The 15,763-nt window shown below is 37.4% G+C and carries 12 protein-coding genes; 6 read left to right on the top strand and 6 right to left on the bottom strand.

Translation table 11 applies throughout. The annotated features are described in order from the left end of the window. Nucleotides 1–948: a hypothetical protein gene (locus JEM65_RS18805; RefSeq protein ID WP_199602944.1), complete on the top strand. Its 948-nt coding sequence runs from the start codon at nt 1–3 to the stop codon at nt 946–948. On the opposite strand, the gene JEM65_RS18800 is transcribed toward JEM65_RS18805, so the two are convergent. The 5 genes from JEM65_RS18800 to ychF form a co-directional block, all read right to left on the bottom strand. Next, nucleotides 940–3,579, bottom strand: coding sequence for a DNA gyrase/topoisomerase IV subunit A (locus JEM65_RS18800; protein ID WP_199602942.1), 2,640 nt, complete (start codon nt 3,577–3,579; stop codon nt 940–942). The genes JEM65_RS18805 and JEM65_RS18800 overlap by 9 nt on opposite strands. A gap of 12 nt (nt 3,580–3,591) precedes the next feature. Beyond that, nucleotides 3,592–4,074 carry a hypothetical protein gene (locus JEM65_RS18795; RefSeq protein ID WP_199602940.1) on the bottom strand — a complete coding sequence of 161 codons (483 nt, stop codon included), beginning with the start codon at nt 4,072–4,074 and terminating at the stop codon, nt 3,592–3,594. Beyond that, nucleotides 4,064–5,929 carry a DNA topoisomerase IV subunit B gene (locus JEM65_RS18790; protein WP_199602938.1) on the bottom strand — a complete coding sequence of 622 codons (1,866 nt, stop codon included), beginning with the start codon at nt 5,927–5,929 and terminating at the stop codon, nt 4,064–4,066. The genes JEM65_RS18795 and JEM65_RS18790 overlap by 11 nt, the downstream gene beginning before the upstream one ends. Nucleotides 5,930–6,063: 134 nt before the next feature. Further along, complete coding sequence (locus JEM65_RS18785; protein WP_199602937.1) at nt 6,064–6,219, bottom strand: hypothetical protein; 156 nt, start codon at nt 6,217–6,219, stop codon at nt 6,064–6,066. A 459-nt stretch (nt 6,220–6,678) separates the two neighbouring features. Continuing rightward, nucleotides 6,679–7,773, bottom strand: coding sequence for a redox-regulated ATPase YchF (gene ychF / locus JEM65_RS18780; protein WP_199602936.1), 1,095 nt, complete (start codon nt 7,771–7,773; stop codon nt 6,679–6,681). 563 nt (nt 7,774–8,336) lie between these two features. On the opposite strand from ychF, the gene JEM65_RS18775 reads away from it, so the two are divergent. Next, complete coding sequence (locus tag JEM65_RS18775) at nt 8,337–11,063, top strand: TonB-dependent receptor (protein ID WP_199602935.1); 2,727 nt, start codon at nt 8,337–8,339, stop codon at nt 11,061–11,063. A gap of 71 nt (nt 11,064–11,134) precedes the next feature. Here JEM65_RS18775 and JEM65_RS18770 read toward each other — a convergent pair whose 3' ends face one another. Continuing rightward, a complete protein-coding gene (locus JEM65_RS18770) occupies nt 11,135–11,488 on the bottom strand; it encodes a 4Fe-4S dicluster domain-containing protein (protein ID WP_199602934.1) in 354 nt (117 codons plus the stop codon). Between the two features lie 182 nt (nt 11,489–11,670). Between JEM65_RS18770 and JEM65_RS18765 the strand changes: the two genes are divergently transcribed. The 4 genes from JEM65_RS18765 to JEM65_RS18750 all read left to right on the top strand — a co-directional run bounded on the left by JEM65_RS18765 (nt 11,671) and on the right by JEM65_RS18750 (nt 15,634). Beyond that, the gene (locus tag JEM65_RS18765) at nt 11,671–12,729 is read left to right on the top strand and encodes an acyl-CoA reductase (RefSeq protein WP_199602933.1); all 1,059 of its coding nucleotides are present in this window, start codon (nt 11,671–11,673) and stop codon (nt 12,727–12,729) included. A 76-nt stretch (nt 12,730–12,805) separates the two neighbouring features. Continuing rightward, nucleotides 12,806–13,870: a 3-phosphoserine/phosphohydroxythreonine transaminase gene (gene serC, locus JEM65_RS18760; protein ID WP_199602932.1), complete on the top strand. Its 1,065-nt coding sequence runs from the start codon at nt 12,806–12,808 to the stop codon at nt 13,868–13,870. Between the two features lie 69 nt (nt 13,871–13,939). After that, nucleotides 13,940–14,902, top strand: coding sequence for a D-2-hydroxyacid dehydrogenase (locus JEM65_RS18755; protein ID WP_199602930.1), 963 nt, complete (start codon nt 13,940–13,942; stop codon nt 14,900–14,902). Nucleotides 14,903–14,992: 90 nt separating this feature from the next. After that, nucleotides 14,993–15,634: a DUF937 domain-containing protein gene (locus JEM65_RS18750; RefSeq protein ID WP_199602929.1), complete on the top strand. Its 642-nt coding sequence runs from the start codon at nt 14,993–14,995 to the stop codon at nt 15,632–15,634. Nucleotides 15,635–15,763: the final 129 nt, after the last annotated feature.

Genomic DNA, 15,763 nt, shown 5'->3' with positions numbered 1-15,763 from the left:
ATGAACTCAGAAATTACATATAAGATTCTTAAAATGGTGGCACTAATACTATTGTTCAGTTATGCACTTGATAAGGTTGTGTTTTTTAGTTTTAATAAAATGAGCGATAAAGTGATGACTGGGCAAGCCATTGGCAAGTTGAATCATTTCTTATCTAAAAAAGACAGTGCAGATTTTATAGTTTTCGGGAATTCGAGAGCCAACAGACATATAGATGTTGATTTATTCAGCACTAATGGTTTTAACATGGGAACTGATGGTGTTGGTATTGCGTACAATAGCGCATTAATAAGCACATTACCAATTAAGAGTAAGCAGCTTATTCTGGTCCATATTGACACTAAAAATTTCTTTGATAATGATTATGATGGGTCGGATATTACAGCATTAAAAACAAAATATCAAAGAAACGACGATATTACCAAAGCACTTAAAGAATCTGGTCAGTTATCTGTTTTACAGAAGTTTTACAGCAGTATCAATTATAACGGTAACGCCATTGGCATAATTAAAAATTTTTTAAGACCAAGCTATAACTTCCATAATTACAATGGCTATGACCCTATTATAGTAAGTGAAATGCAAGCATCAATGAGGGATCAGGTATTATCTAAAGCAGATACTCCCCAAGAATGCAAAGATGATCATAAAGTAAATAAAGTGGCTTTACACTACTTAGAATCTATAGCAGCATTTATCGATATAACACCCCATAAGACATTCTTATTTGTGACATCACCATTATATAATGACAGTTGTGATATTGACAATATCAAACTGAATAATATAATGCAAAATCTGGGCTTAACGTATTGGGATTTCTCCAACCTCTATAAAGACGAAAAGAATAACGCCTATTGGAAAGACGCTACGCATATGACAAAAAATGGAGCAGAAGCCTTTTCTACCTATCTATCTCAACAGTACAAGGAAAAAATACTAAAATAACTTTCCTTGTCCATTATCTTCCAATTGGTCATCATCCAATTCGGCCTTAGAAGCTTTACCTTCTGAAACGTCGTCCTCATCAATCACTTCAATTTCCTGAGCAGGCACTTCTTCTGGCGCTTCATACGGCAATGGTTCCAACAAATTAATTTGGTTCACTTTCTCCTTGGTCAATTGGTTGCCTAAGGCGGTAATTCCTTTGATGCTGATAAACTCTTCCAAATTGACTTCCAAATTATCTTTCCTGTCTTTGCCCCGTTCTTTGGTGAATTCCACTTCTACAATAGGTTTCCAATCGGTTGAAACAATTTCAAGATGCGATTGGGGATGCTCTGAGATAAACAACTCTTCTCGGCCTTCGTGTTCTATAAAAAATCGCTTCACGTAAAACCGTTCTTTTTCACCTTCAAAATAAATAGCAGAGATTGGCTTTTTAGGAACCCATTTTTCTAAAACGATCATGTCGTTATCAAAACGAGTAGTCAATTCTGGCAGAATTGTTTTTACAATACCGGATTGATTGATGATCAACAAGCGGTCTTCACCCCTAAACTCACCAATCAGCTCGCCCCTACCATCAACATTTAACCGTTGGATGGTATCATCAAACCATATTTTACGTGGTTTTAAGGTAGAAATACCTTTCTCTTTGAGTTCAATTTTTTTGATCGCATATTTTGTAACCAGGTTTCCTTTGGAGTTTCTGCCTTTTATAAGAATATCAGCAAAATCAAGATCCCATTTCAGCTTTTTAACACTTCCCACCTGTCTCAAAAAGATACTGATAACTTCAGCCTCACCATTTGGATTGGATGAAAAGTACCACACGGTAGAGCCTTTGTTCCCGTTGGTCAAATCGTATTCCTTATCGCGTGTAACGCCGGTTACGGCAAAACGCTTCACGTATGAAGGGCCTTTTGCCCCATCGCGGTATATCATGTTGTAAATGGTGCGTTTGTCCTTTTTATTGAATACCTCTACATTGATGATATCTTTACCGATAAACGTTTTGGCATCTACCTTGGTGACCATCATTTTGCCATCTCTAGTAAAAACGATAATATCATCAATATCGCTGCATTCGCCTACATACTCATCTCTTTTAAGTGAGGTACCAACAAATCCTTCTTCACGATTTACATAAAGTTTGGTGTTCCTTATAATCACTTTTGTAGCGTCTACATCATCAAACAAACGGATTTCTGTTAAACGCTCACGACCTTTGCCATACTCATTTTTAAGCCGAGTAAAATAGGCTATGGCATAATCAATCAAATGCGCCAAATCATGTTTAACTCGTGCAATTTGATCTTCGAGGGCATCAATTTTTTGTTGTGCCTTATCAATATCAAATTTAGAAATACGCTTGATACGGATTTCCGTCAATCGCTCAATATCTTCAGTAGTTATGGCACGTTTTAAATGTTTGATATGAGGTTGCAACCCTTTATCAATAGCGGTTATGACACCATCCCAAGTTTCTTCTTCCTCAATATCACGGTAAATTCTATTCTCGATAAAAATACGCTCCAATGATGCAAAATGCCATTGCTCTTCAAGCTCATTTAGTTTAATTTCTAAATTCTGTTTTAAAAGCTCAACGGTATTGTCTGTTGAACGACGTAGCATTTCAGTAACCCCTACAAAAAGCGGCTTGTTATCTTCAATTACACAACCTAATGGCGAAATGGATACCTCACAATTGGTAAATGCGTACAACGCGTCGATAGTTTTATCAGGTGAAATTCCGGAAGGTAAATGCACTAGAATTTCTACTGAAGACGAAGTGTTATCCTCAATCTTCTTGATTTTTATCTTCCCTTTATCATTAGCCTTCAAAATTGAATCAATTAATGACGAGGTATTAGTGCTAAACGGAATTTCATTAATAACCAAAGTACTCTTATCGAGCTGAGAAATTTTAGCCCTGACCCGCACCTTTCCACCGCGCAAACCATCTTTATAATCAGTAATATCGATTATACCTGCGGTAGGAAAGTCTGGATAAATGGTGAATTTCTTGCCGTTAAGATGTTTGATTGATGCATCAATCAATTCAATAAAATTATGAGGTAGGATTTTCGTAGAAAGCCCGACTGCAATACCTTCGCCTCCTTGTGCCAATAACAAAGGAAACATGACCGGAAGATTGACCGGTTCTTTTCGTCTGCCGTCATATGACGATTGCCATGCCGTGATTTTTGGATTGAACACCACCTCTAAAGCAAATTTCGACAAACGTGCTTCTATATAACGCGAGGCGGCGGCACTATCTCCGGTAAGAATATTCCCCCAGTTACCTTGGGTGTCAATTAAAATGTCTTTTTGGCCAATTTGCACCATGGCATCCGCAATACTGGCATCACCATGTGGATGGTATTGCATGGTGTGACCAACAATATTGGCGACTTTATTATAACGTCCGTCATCCAAATCTTTCATAGATTGCATGATACGTCGTTGCACGGGTTTAAATCCGTCCTCTATAGCCGGAACTGCACGCTCAAGGATAACATAAGAAGCATAGTCTAAAAACCAATCCTTAAACATCCCAGTAACCCTTGTAATGGTTTCATTGCTGGCGTTTTCCTGAATGTTTTCGTCTTCATTATGTAGGTGATCTTCTTCCAATTTAGCGGGTATTTAGGGTGTAGGTTTTATATTGTTTTTGACGATCTTGCTTAAGGATTGACTAATGTAACGTCTTTTCTTTTTCGGAATCAGCGTTACATTAAAGGTTTCCTTTTTGATTTGTCCTTTAGAGTTTTTTATATAAAATGTCAGGCTTTTATAAACAATATAATTTTTGAATTTAAAAGCTATTAATCGGTCTTTATCAAATTCCAACTTATGTTCTCTGTAATTGAAATGTTCTGACAACAAAAGTCCTTTATTGAGGACGACCACTTTAACACCATCACTATCATATTCAAAAAATTTTGAAATGGCATGCACGGAAAAGAATAGAATTAAAAATCCCGCCAAAAGAATTAGAAAAGTAAGAAATGGATTGGATGTTAAATGACTGAAAGCACTAAAAACGGTAGCTAACACTATGGCGAGTACAATCAGTATAAAGTAGACTGAAACGATGATATTTTTTACTTTCGCATTATTAGTTCTCATGAACTTCCTCTACTATATCTAATTCTACCTTAAGATTGTCGATAATAAACTCTTGTCGGTCTGGTGTATTTTTACCCATGTAAAATTCAAGGAGCGCTTCAATGGACATGTCTTTATCAAGCATGATAGGATCCAGACGGATACTTTCTCCAATAAAATTGACAAATTCATCTGGCGAAATCTCACCAAGACCTTTAAATCGGGTAATTTCTGGTTTAGGTTTTAATTTTTCAATAGCATCACGACGCTCTTGCTCTGAATAACAATAAATAGTTTCCTTTTTATTTCTCACCCTAAACAATGGCGTTTGTAAGATATATAAATGACCTTCCTTAATTAATTCTGGAAAGAACTGTAAAAAAAATGTGATCAACAATAACCTAATATGCATTCCATCTACATCAGCATCTGTAGCAATTACAATATTATTGTAACGTAGGTCTTCTATAGATTCTTCAATGTTTAAAGCGGCTTGCAGCAGATTGAATTCTTCATTTTCATAAACAATTTTCTTGCTCATGCCGTAAGAATTCAAAGGTTTACCTCTTAAACTAAAAACTGCTTGTGTATTAACATCTCTAGATTTGGTAATACTACCTGATGCTGAATCTCCCTCGGTGATAAATAAGGTGGACTCTAAATAGCGATCATTTTTTGTATCTCCAAAATGTACGCGACAATCACGTAGCTTTTTATTGTGTAAATTAGCTTTCTTGGCTCTGTCTTTTGCCAATTTTCTAATCCCCGACAATTCCTTACGCTCGCGTTCTGCCTGAAGAATTTTTCGCTGGATTTTATCAGCAGTATCAGGGTTTTTGTGTAAAAAATTATCTAAATGCGTTTTTACAAAGTCGTTAACAAAAGTTCTTACCGTGGGTAAATCGCCTCCCATGTCAGTAGATCCCAACTTGGTTTTGGTCTGACTTTCAAAAACAGGCTCCATAACCTTTACGGCAACTGCAGTAACTACAGATTTCCGAACATCAGAGGCTTCGTAATTTTTACCGTAAAATTCGCGTATGGTTCTAACCAGTGCTTCGCGGTAGGCTGCTAAATGCGTCCCCCCTTGGGTGGTGTTTTGTCCATTTACAAAAGAATGATACTCTTCACTATATTGTGTTCTACTATGGGTAAGCGCTATTTCAATATCTTCAGCTTTGAGATGGATGATAGGATACACCATATCAGATACGTTGATGTTTTCTTCTAACAAATCCTTTAATCCATGCTCACTATAATATTTTTCGCCGTTAAAAAGAATGGTCAAACCTGTGTTGAGATACACATAGTTTTTGAGCATTTTCTCAACATATTCGTTACGGTACTTGTATTTTTTAAAGATGGCTTCGTCCGGAATAAAAGAAACCTTGGTACCTTTTCGTCTTGAAGTATCATCCAATAATTCCTGGTTGATGAGATTTCCTTGTGAGAATTCTGCGGAAGCGGACTTATTATCACGCGTAGATTCTACACGGAAAAAATGAGACAGCGCATTGACTGCTTTCGTACCAACACCGTTAAGACCTACTGATTTTTTAAATGCTCTAGAATCATACTTACCACCAGTATTCATTTTAGAAACCACATCTACTACTTTACCAAGGGGAATACCACGACCGTAATCGCGCACAATAACTTTGTTACCTTGGATGGAAACTTCAATGGTTTTGCCAGAACCCATCACATATTCATCAATGGAATTATCCAAAACTTCTTTTAGAAGAATATAAATACCATCATCAGGTGAAGAGCCATCACCAAGTTTACCAATATACATCCCAGGACGCATACGAATATGCTCTTTCCAATCGAGCGATCGTATATTATCTTCGGTATAGTCGGTTTCTTGAGACATAAAAGCGTGAAAAATTTAGATAGGTTGCTAATATAACATTTCGCTATAAAATATAATACCGCATGGGTCTAAAGTAATTAACAATGTTTATTAATTGGAGTGTCCATTGCTAAAAGCACCACTATCTTGGAGCTTTAGTCCTTAGTTTTTCTTTTTATAACAAAATACACAATAGGAATGATAAGAAGTGCTGCCGCAACAATTAATGAGGTGAAAAACACAAATTTAAACACATAAAAAAGCACCACAAAGAAGATGATTGCTCCGGCTAGCCATAATATAATTTTCATAAATTTCATTTTTTTTATCCGATTGAAAGATAAGCATAAAATTGATGTGAAATCAAAAATTGTTAATCCAGATGCTCTTGAAAACTCATTTGGTGCAACAATACTATTGATCTAACATTAGTGTCCGACAAAAGACTTAAGACCCTGCCTAAAAAACGGCAGGCAGGCGCTGCGCTGAAAGACATAAGACATAAGACATAAGACTTGATTCGCAAACATTTGAAAATTAAGCCCATCTGATTTTCATTTTTAAGCTCAAAAACTAAAACGCCCTTTAGGGCTTTAGCAAGGTGATATGTTTTTAAATTTCCCTGACAGCTTGCTGCTGTTAGCAAAATCAAATTGTATAAGATTTTAATCGGACAACAATGTTTATCTAACAACTAAATAATTAATGCTAAAAAAACATTACTGATGTAGTAATTTTTTTAAACAACAGCAATTATATTTTTTATATCCTTATACGTTAAACAGAAAATGCATCACATCACCATCTTTAACCACATAGTTCTTTCCTTCTACACGCATTTTGCCCGCTTCTTTTACTTTAGCTTCACTACCTAAAGCCGAAAAATCCTCATAAGCGATAACTTCTGCTCTAATAAAACCTTTTTCAAAATCGGTATGAATGACGCCTGCCGCTTGTGGTGCAGTTGCGCCAACATCAATGGTCCAAGCACGCACCTCTTTAACACCAGCCGTAAAATAGGTTTGTTGTTTTAAGAGTTTATATGCTGATCTAATTAATTTTGAAGATCCTGGTTCTTCCAAACCAATGTCCTGAAGAAACATTTGCCGTTCTTCATAACTGTCCAATTCGTTAATATCAGCTTCTGTACCGACTGCCAATACTAGAATTTCAGCATCTTCATCTTTAACAGCCTCTTTTACTTGGTCTACATATGCATTACCTGTTGCCGCTGAACCTTCATCTACATTACAGACATACATCACTGGTTTATCAGTGATAAATTGTGCAGGATCAACAAACTCCTCGTAATCTTCCTTATCAAACTCCAAAGTCCTTACAGAGATTCCTGCTTCTAATGCTGATTTAATTTTCAACAATACAGCTTCTTCCTTCTGTGCTTCCTTATTGCCGGTTTTCGCGGCACGTTTTACTTTTTCAAGTTTTTTATCTACCGTCTCCAAATCTTTTAACTGAAGTTCCATATCAATGGTCTCTTTGTCTCTAATAGGATTTACATTGCCATCAACATGTATGATATTGTCATTATCAAAACAACGTAAGACGTGCAAAATAGCATCGGTTTCTCTAATATTGGCCAAGAATTGGTTTCCCAAGCCTTCACCTTTACTCGCTCCTTTTACCAAGCCGGCAATATCCACAATCTCTACAGTTGCGGGTTGTACACGCACAGGCTTCACCAATGCTTCCAGACGCTCTAGCCTCGGGTCTGGCACGTTGACAATGCCAATATTTGGCTCAATGGTACAAAACGGAAAGTTGGCACTTTGCGCTTTGGCGTTAGATAAACAGTTAAAAAGGGTTGATTTCCCTACGTTTGGCAATCCTACAATTCCGGCTTTCATTGAAAAACTTGTTTTTAATCCCCACAATTGAGGGAATCTCATTAAAATACATCGCGATTTTTGCGAGTGCAAATTTAGTCAATTATCTGAATAAATTGCATGAAAAAATTCAAAGGCTAACTTGATTTCATTATACTTTTCAGTTATATTTTTCATTTCTATTCATTATTGTCCAGTTAAAATATTATTATTATTTAATGAACCCTAGCTTAATAAAGGATTTCACAAGTTATTTAAAATGAAATCTATCTTTTTGGAAATGATGTTATGGAGGTTGAGCCACCAATTTCACCTTTAAATCATGTCTATTTATCAGTTAGTTACACTCAAGTCTTTTAGTTACACTCAAGTCTTTGTTCCCTGCCTGCCGGCTCAGGCAGGTTGATTCTATTAGCGCAGCGCCTGCCTGCCGTTCTTGAGGCAGGGTCTTAATTCTTTACCAGACAACAATGATTTCTATTCTAAAATTTCATTATTAAATATTTGATCAATTTATTATGCAAACATAACAGCTTGACAAATTTCCTGTATATTTATGTTAACTAACTCATAATAATTCAGATATGAAATACATCTTTACATTAATGCTAACCACGTTTAGCATCCATTTTTGTTTAGCACAGAATGTATCTGGGACCGTAAAGGATTCCGAAGGCAATCTAATGGCTGGCGTAAATGTGATTGAAAAGGGCACCACACATGGTGTGCAAACAGATTTTGAAGGCCATTACAGCATTGCCGTCAGTGGTTCAGCCACTTTGGTATTTAGCTATGTAGGCTCCAACACCCAAGAAATTCCCGTAAATAACCGAACGATAATCGATGTCTCTCTTGGTGGTGGCGTTAGTTTGGAAGAAGTTGTTTTAGTTGGGTCCAGAAGTCCTAAACGAACTTCACTAGATACCGCTGTGGCCATTGATGTTATTGACGTTTCCGAAGTAACCACACAGCTTGGAAAGGTAGAAATCAATGAGCTGTTGCAATACGCGGCTCCTTCTTTCAATGCCAACAAGCAATCTGGTAGTGACGGTGCTGACCACATCGACCCAGCTTCACTGCGCGGTTTGGGACCTGACCAAACGCTCGTATTAATTAATGGAAAGCGACGCCATCAATCGTCATTGATCAATCTGTTTGGAACGCGTGGTCGCGGAAATACAGGAACAGACTTGAACGCAATTCCAGCATCTTCCATTAAACGTATTGAAATTTTACGTGATGGTGCATCCGCCCAATATGGCTCAGATGCCATTGCAGGGGTTATCAATATTGTGTTGAAGGATGAAGTAAATGTAGCAACAGGTAGCGTCAATTATGGTTTTTATAGTACCAACGCTGATGTCGATACGAGTGCTTTCCAAGAAGACAATTATGGTCTCTGGAATACTGACGGTTTCTATTTAGATACTGAAAGAGATGGTAATGCCATTGGAAAAGACAAAAATTTTGATGGAGGCTCCCTTAAAGTAACTGCCAATTATGGAGTTAAAGTGGGTGACAAAGGAGGATTTGCTAATTTCACAACCGAGTATCTAAGCAAAAATCACACCTTACGTCCTACGTTCGATTTTAGAAAAGGTTTTGGGGAAGCTGCTATTGATGGCTTTAATTTCTTTGGGAATTTTGCCGTGCCTGTTTCGGAGAATACAGAAGTTTATGCATTTGGTGGACGGAATTATAGAGATACTAATGCCTACGCCTTCACCAGAAATGGCGGGGAACGTGTGGTGGAATCTATATATCCTAACGGATTTACGCCGCGCATCACATCCATCATTATAGATAATTCCATTGTTGCTGGTGTGCGAACTGAGACTGCTGGTGGTTGGAAAATTGACGTTAGTAATACTTACGGTCTTAACAAATTTCATTACTATATTAAAGGAACGCTCAACGCCTCCTTGGTAGATGTTTCTCCAACCGACTTTGATGCAGGCGGACATAGTTTAAGCCAAAATACGGTCAATTTTGATATTTCTAAATATTATGATGCGGTGTTAAGTGGCATGAACTTGGCTTTTGGAGCAGAATATAGAACCGAAAACTTTATGATTTTTGCAGGTGAAGTAGGCTCTTGGGCTACCTATGATAGTAATGGTGTGCCATTTAATGCCAATACACCTGATTCATTGACCGTTAATTATATGGATGACAATGGTGATCTTATTTTAGATGATGATGGAAACGCTATTCCACGCCCAGGTGGCTCTCAAGGGTTTCCTGGGTATGCGCCAGCCAATGAAGTTGATAGAAGTAGAAGTAACATAAGTTTTTATGCTGATGGCGAATTCGATATCTCTGAAAAGTTTTTAGTAAATTTGGCTGCACGATTTGAAGATTACAGTGACTTTGGGAGCACCATCAATGGTAAATTGGCTGCCCGCTTAAAAGCGACAGACAACATTAACATTCGTGGCTCTGTCAGTACAGGATTCAGGGCTCCATCTTTAGCCCAAATTTATTATAATTTACGATTTACCAATTTTATTGGAGGTGTTGCCAGTGACCAATTGTTGTCACCTAACAACAGTCCGGTGACCGCATCTTTTGGAATAGGCCCATTACATGAAGAAAAAGCCTTTAATGCGGCCTTAGGTTTCACTGCCAAATTCGGACAGTTTTCAGCAACTGTTGATGGTTACTATATCAATGTTCAAGACCGAATTGTTTTAACAGGTACATTTGATGCCCCCGATATTGAAGGTGTAGATACCGCACAGTTCTTTACAAATGGGGTTGACACAAAAACCACAGGATTGGATATCATCTTATCTTGGAAAACAGACCTTGGTGAAGACAGTTCATTTGGAGCGACCTTCTTGGGGAACTTCAATGATATGAAAATTGACAAAGTACTTAATGGTAATTTAGATGAACAAACCTTTTTTGGTGAACGCGACAAAGCATTTTTATTGGCATCAGCGCCTGATAGTAAATTGAGTTTAACCTTCACCTACGACAAAAATTGGTTTGATGCTGGTTTATCCTTTACTCGTTTTAGTGAAGTGCAATTGTTGGACTTCCAAACATTTGAAGACCCAGCCGATTATGGTGGCTTTGCGCAACAAATTGCTGCGGCTACAGATACTTATGGAGCAAAGATGGTTACCGACCTTAATCTTGGTTTCAAACTCTCTCAAAGCCTTAAATTGAATATTGGAAGTAATAATCTATTCAATATTTACCCAGACCAGCAAGATGATTGGACTGAAGGCGGGGGCTATTGGGATGCGGTACAAATGGGCTTTGGAGGCACATACTACTATGCTAAAATGAATTACAGATTCTAATTTCCAATAGTTATTGATACTAAAAAACCGAGCAAATTGCTCGGTTTTTTTTATTATATTTTGGATTTAATTTACCCTTCAGGATGCATAAAACGCTGCTTACTGAGCAGCTGCTCTTCAGTTTCCATATGGTCGTCATCGGGCACGCAACAATCTACAGGACATACTGCTGCACATTGGGGCTCATCATGGAAGCCTTTACACTCCGTACATTTATCAGGAACGATATAATATATTTCATCACTAATAGGTTCTTGAGACTCTTCAGCATCAACTTCCTTTCCGTCAGGAAGGACGACTTTACCTTTTAAACTGGTACCATCTTTATATCTCCAATCGTCAGCTCCTTCATATATAGCGGTGTTTGGACATTCTGGTTCACAAGCACCACAATTGATACATTCGTCTGTTATTATAATTGCCATAGCATCGTTTACATTTAAATTTTTACTATAGAAAAAATGATGAGATTTTATAGATTTAAGACCGATTTAGCAGATTTTCAAACCCTTTTATAAAAAGTGGGACTTAAATAATCTCGTTCATTTCATTTTTCTAACTTTGCGATGCAAAAATAACGCCAAAACTATTCATAACCAAATACAGAATGGATTTACAGAAAAGAATTACCGCTTTTGTGAAATTGGGAGAATTTATCGGACAATTCTCTGCAGAAGGCTATCAAAATTATGATAATGACAGTGCCAATGACCACTTTTTTGACGGGTTTAAGCATCAAATAAAACTGGCTCATGAACACAACGGCTGGTTTACAAAAGAGAATATCACATTCACTTTACAAGGATGGTCCAAGTTATTAACAGACACTGTTATTAACCAATGGGTGGAGCAGTATAACTTTAAAGAAATCTCACCAAAAAAAGTAGCTATTATTATGGCTGGCAATATTCCGTTGGTAGGTTTCCACGATATTATGTCTGTACTCATTTCTGGTCATCACGTCATTGTAAAACAATCTTCAAATGACAAGCATCTACTGCCCTATTTAGCCAAATATTTGGAACATGTGGAGCCTGAATTTAAAGGAAGAATTACATTTACCGAAGAAAAATTAACCCATTTTGATGCGGTTATAGCTACTGGAAGCACTAATACTTCACGTTATTTTGAACATTATTTTAAAGGAAAAGCCTCAATAATAAGAAAAAACAGAAATTCTGTAGCCATTTTAACCGGTGAGGAAAATGACGAAGAACTTAAAGCATTATCAGAAGATATTTTTAGATATTATGGATTAGGCTGTAGAAACGTTTCCAAATTATTTGTGCCAAAAGATTACAATTTTGACGCGTTTTTTAACGGATTATACGAATGGCACCCTATTATTAACCAACACAAATACGCCAATAATTATGACTACAATAAGGCCGTATATTTAATGAGCGAGTTTGACCTTTTAGAAAATGGCTTTTTAATGATTAAGGAAGATGCGAGTTACGGATCTCCAATTGCTACCCTATTTTATGAGTACTATAACGATTTAGACACTCTAAAAACAGTATTAAAAAACAACCAAGAGAACATCCAGTGCGTAGTCTCTAAGGGCATTACAGAAAATTCCGTACCCTTCGGACAAACCCAACATCCGCAGTTATGGGACTATGCAGACAATGTAGACACTATTGCATTTTTGACAAAAATTTAGCGGATAAATTATCAAATTATCAACCTCTTTTCTCTATGAATTTAGCACCTTTGTAACTTTCCAAAACCACAAACCCATGAAAATACATAATTTTAGCGCTGGTCCATCAATATTACCTCAAGAGGTTTTACAAAAAGCCTCAGAGGCTGTAGTGGAATTCAATAATATAGGCTTGTCCTTGTTAGAGATTTCTCACAGAAGCAAACACTTTGTGGATGTGATGGAGAACGCCAGAGCGTTGGCTTTAGAGCTTTTAGGTCTTGAAGGCAAAGGTTACAAAGCCTTGTTTTTACAAGGTGGTGCAAGCATGCAGTTTATCATGGTTGCCCAAAATTTACTGGAAAAACGTGCTGGCTATTTAAATACCGGTACGTGGAGTGATAATGCCATTAAGGAAGCTAGAATTTATGACGATATTCACGAAGTAGCGTCATCAAAAGAAGCAGGATTCAATTACATTCCTAAAGGTTATACAATTCCTGAAGATTATGATTATTTCCATTGCACCTCCAACAATACGATTTTCGGAACTCAAATGAAACAATTCCCGAAATCGCCAATCCCAATGGTTTGCGACATGAGTAGCGATATATTTTCGCGTCAGTTGGATTTCTCCAAATTTGATCTTATTTATGCTGGAGCTCAAAAAAACATGGGACCTGCAGGAACAACTCTAGTGGTGGTAAAAGAAGATATTTTGGGCAAAGTGTCTCGAAAAATCCCTTCCATCCTTGACTATCAGGTGCACATAGCAAAAGGTAGCATGTTCAATACGCCTCCTGTGTTTGCTATTTACACTTCTATGTTGACCTTAGAGTGGATTAAAAACCTGGGTGGCATTCAAGCAATGGAGAAGGCCAATGAAATGAAATCACGTGTCATCTATTCAGAAATAGACCTCAATCCTTTGTTTAAGGGATATGCTGCAAAAGACGATCGTTCAATGATGAACGCTACATTTACTTTGGTTAATGACAATTTAAAAGAAACTTTTGAAACCATGATAAAAGAAGCAGGAATAAGCGGATTGAATGGTCACAGAAGTGTTGGCGGCTACAGAGCTTCCATGTACAATGCGCTTCCTTTAGACAGTGTAAAGGCACTTGTTGAAGTCATGAGCGAATTGGAGACAAAAGCATAAAATAACTGAAAAATAAAGATTTCCCTCCAACAATTGTAACCGGAACACGGGAATAAAAAAAACAATTTCATGAAAGTATTAGCAAACGACGGTATTTCTCAAAGTGGAATAGACGCCTTAAAGGAAGCTGGATTCGAAGTAATCACCACTACCGTGGCACAAGAACAACTAGTTAATTACATCAATGATAAAGCCATTGATGTGCTATTGGTAAGAAGTGCGACCACAGTCAGGAAAGATCTTATTGATAGTTGTCCGAGTATTAAAATCATTGGACGCGGTGGCGTAGGCATGGATAATATTGATGTAGACTATGCACGTAGCAAAGGGTTACACGTTATCAATACTCCTGCCGCTTCTTCACAGTCTGTTGCTGAATTGGTATTTGCGCACTTATTTGGTGGTGTAAGATTTTTACATGACGCCAACAGAAACATGCCATTGGATGGCGACTCCAAATTTAACAACCTAAAAAAGAGTTACGCCAAAGGATCCGAGTTAAGAGGCAAAACTTTAGGAATCATAGGTTTTGGACGGATTGGTCGGGAAGTTGCTAAAATTGCACTGGGTGTAGGAATGAAAGTTGTTGCGGCTGATAAATTTGTAGGTAAAGCAACCATTAAAGTCGATTTTTACAATGGTCAGTTTATCAATGTCGAAATTGAGACAGAACCTATGAAGGAGATTCTTAAACATTCTGATTTTATCACTTTACACGTGCCAGCACAAGATGAATACGTCATTGGCGACAAGCAATTTGAATTAATGAAAGATGGAGTCGGTATTGTTAATGCTGCCCGAGGTGGTGTGATTGATGAAGTTGCACTGGTTAAAGCTATAGAAAGTGGCAAGGTTGCTTTTGCCGGATTGGACACTTTTGAAAGCGAACCAACCCCAGCTGTTCAGGTGCTAATGAATGGAAGCATCTCATTAACCCCACACATTGGTGCTGCCACTAACGAAGCGCAAGATAGAATAGGGACTGAACTAGCTTCTCAAATAGTAAGCATCTTAAAAACACAGGAAGCTTAAAACTATTAACTTTATATAATTATTAATGCTTATAGCCAATGTGTGTTGTAAGCATTTTTTGTATTTTAACCTCTTAAAACTTAAATAGATATGTCTGGAATTTTAGATCTTTTAAATAGTGAAATGGGTAAATCCATTGTCAGTGGGGTTGCTGGTCAAACCAATCAGCCAAAAAACAAGACACAAGATGTACTAATGATGGCAATGCCAGTCTTAATGGCGGCCATGAAACGCAATGCAGCTTCACCTGAAGGGGCTCAAGGTTTATTAAATGCGATAAACAGCCAGCACGATGGTAGTATTTTAAATGATTTGGGCAGTTTATTCAGTGGTGGCGTTGATGATAAAGTGATCAATGACGGCAGTAAAATATTAGGCCATGTGCTTGGTAACAAACAAAATACTGTCGAACATGCTATAAGTGCAAAATCAGGAATCGATACAGGATCTGTAGCTCAAATCTTAAAAGTTGCTGCCCCCATTTTAATGGGCATGTTGAGCAACCAAGCTAAACAGCAAAATGTGGATAGCCCTAGTGGATTAGAAGGCATGTTGAGTGGTCTTTTAAAAGGAAATTCGCCACAAAATGAACAAAGCTTTTTAGAATCCATTCTTGACGCTGATGGTGACGGTAGCGTTATTGATGACGTAACAGGAATGGTTTTGGGCAACACTAAAAAACGTGGTCTTGGAGGCCTCCTTGGAGGCTTGTTTGGCGATAAAAAACAGTAATTTTTAAGAGACATCATTATATTAAAGAATTTTTTGAAACCAACTATCATAGAGGTATTTCGCTGGTTTCATTTTGACCTGAAAAAGGTCAAAAATCAAAATTCTGTAATTAGATTCCCGTTTTCACGG

This window comes from Gelidibacter salicanalis, assembly GCF_016469035.1.
GTDB lineage: Bacteria > Bacteroidota > Bacteroidia > Flavobacteriales > Flavobacteriaceae > Gelidibacter > Gelidibacter salicanalis_A.
Note: the sequence above shows the minus strand (reverse complement) of the source record. Positions and strands in the feature narration are given on the sequence as shown.

What these genes read in the sequence shown, in the direction of transcription:
- JEM65_RS18805 (WP_199602944.1), top strand. Translation starts at nt 1, where the DNA reads ATGAACTCAGAAATTACATATAAGATTCTTAAAATGGTGGCACTAATA.
- JEM65_RS18795 (WP_199602940.1), bottom strand. Translation starts at nt 4,074, where the DNA reads ATGAGAACTAATAATGCGAAAGTAAAAAATATCATCGTTTCAGTCTAC.
- JEM65_RS18790 (WP_199602938.1), bottom strand. Translation starts at nt 5,929, where the DNA reads ATGTCTCAAGAAACCGACTATACCGAAGATAATATACGATCGCTCGAT.
- JEM65_RS18785 (WP_199602937.1), bottom strand. Translation starts at nt 6,219, where the DNA reads ATGAAAATTATATTATGGCTAGCCGGAGCAATCATCTTCTTTGTGGTG.
- ychF (WP_199602936.1), bottom strand. Translation starts at nt 7,773, where the DNA reads ATGAAAGCCGGAATTGTAGGATTGCCAAACGTAGGGAAATCAACCCTT.
- JEM65_RS18775 (WP_199602935.1), top strand. Translation starts at nt 8,337, where the DNA reads ATGAAATACATCTTTACATTAATGCTAACCACGTTTAGCATCCATTTT.
- JEM65_RS18770 (WP_199602934.1), bottom strand. Translation starts at nt 11,488, where the DNA reads ATGGCAATTATAATAACAGACGAATGTATCAATTGTGGTGCTTGTGAA.
- JEM65_RS18765 (WP_199602933.1), top strand. Translation starts at nt 11,671, where the DNA reads ATGGATTTACAGAAAAGAATTACCGCTTTTGTGAAATTGGGAGAATTT.
- serC (WP_199602932.1), top strand. Translation starts at nt 12,806, where the DNA reads ATGAAAATACATAATTTTAGCGCTGGTCCATCAATATTACCTCAAGAG.
- JEM65_RS18755 (WP_199602930.1), top strand. Translation starts at nt 13,940, where the DNA reads ATGAAAGTATTAGCAAACGACGGTATTTCTCAAAGTGGAATAGACGCC.
- JEM65_RS18750 (WP_199602929.1), top strand. Translation starts at nt 14,993, where the DNA reads ATGTCTGGAATTTTAGATCTTTTAAATAGTGAAATGGGTAAATCCATT.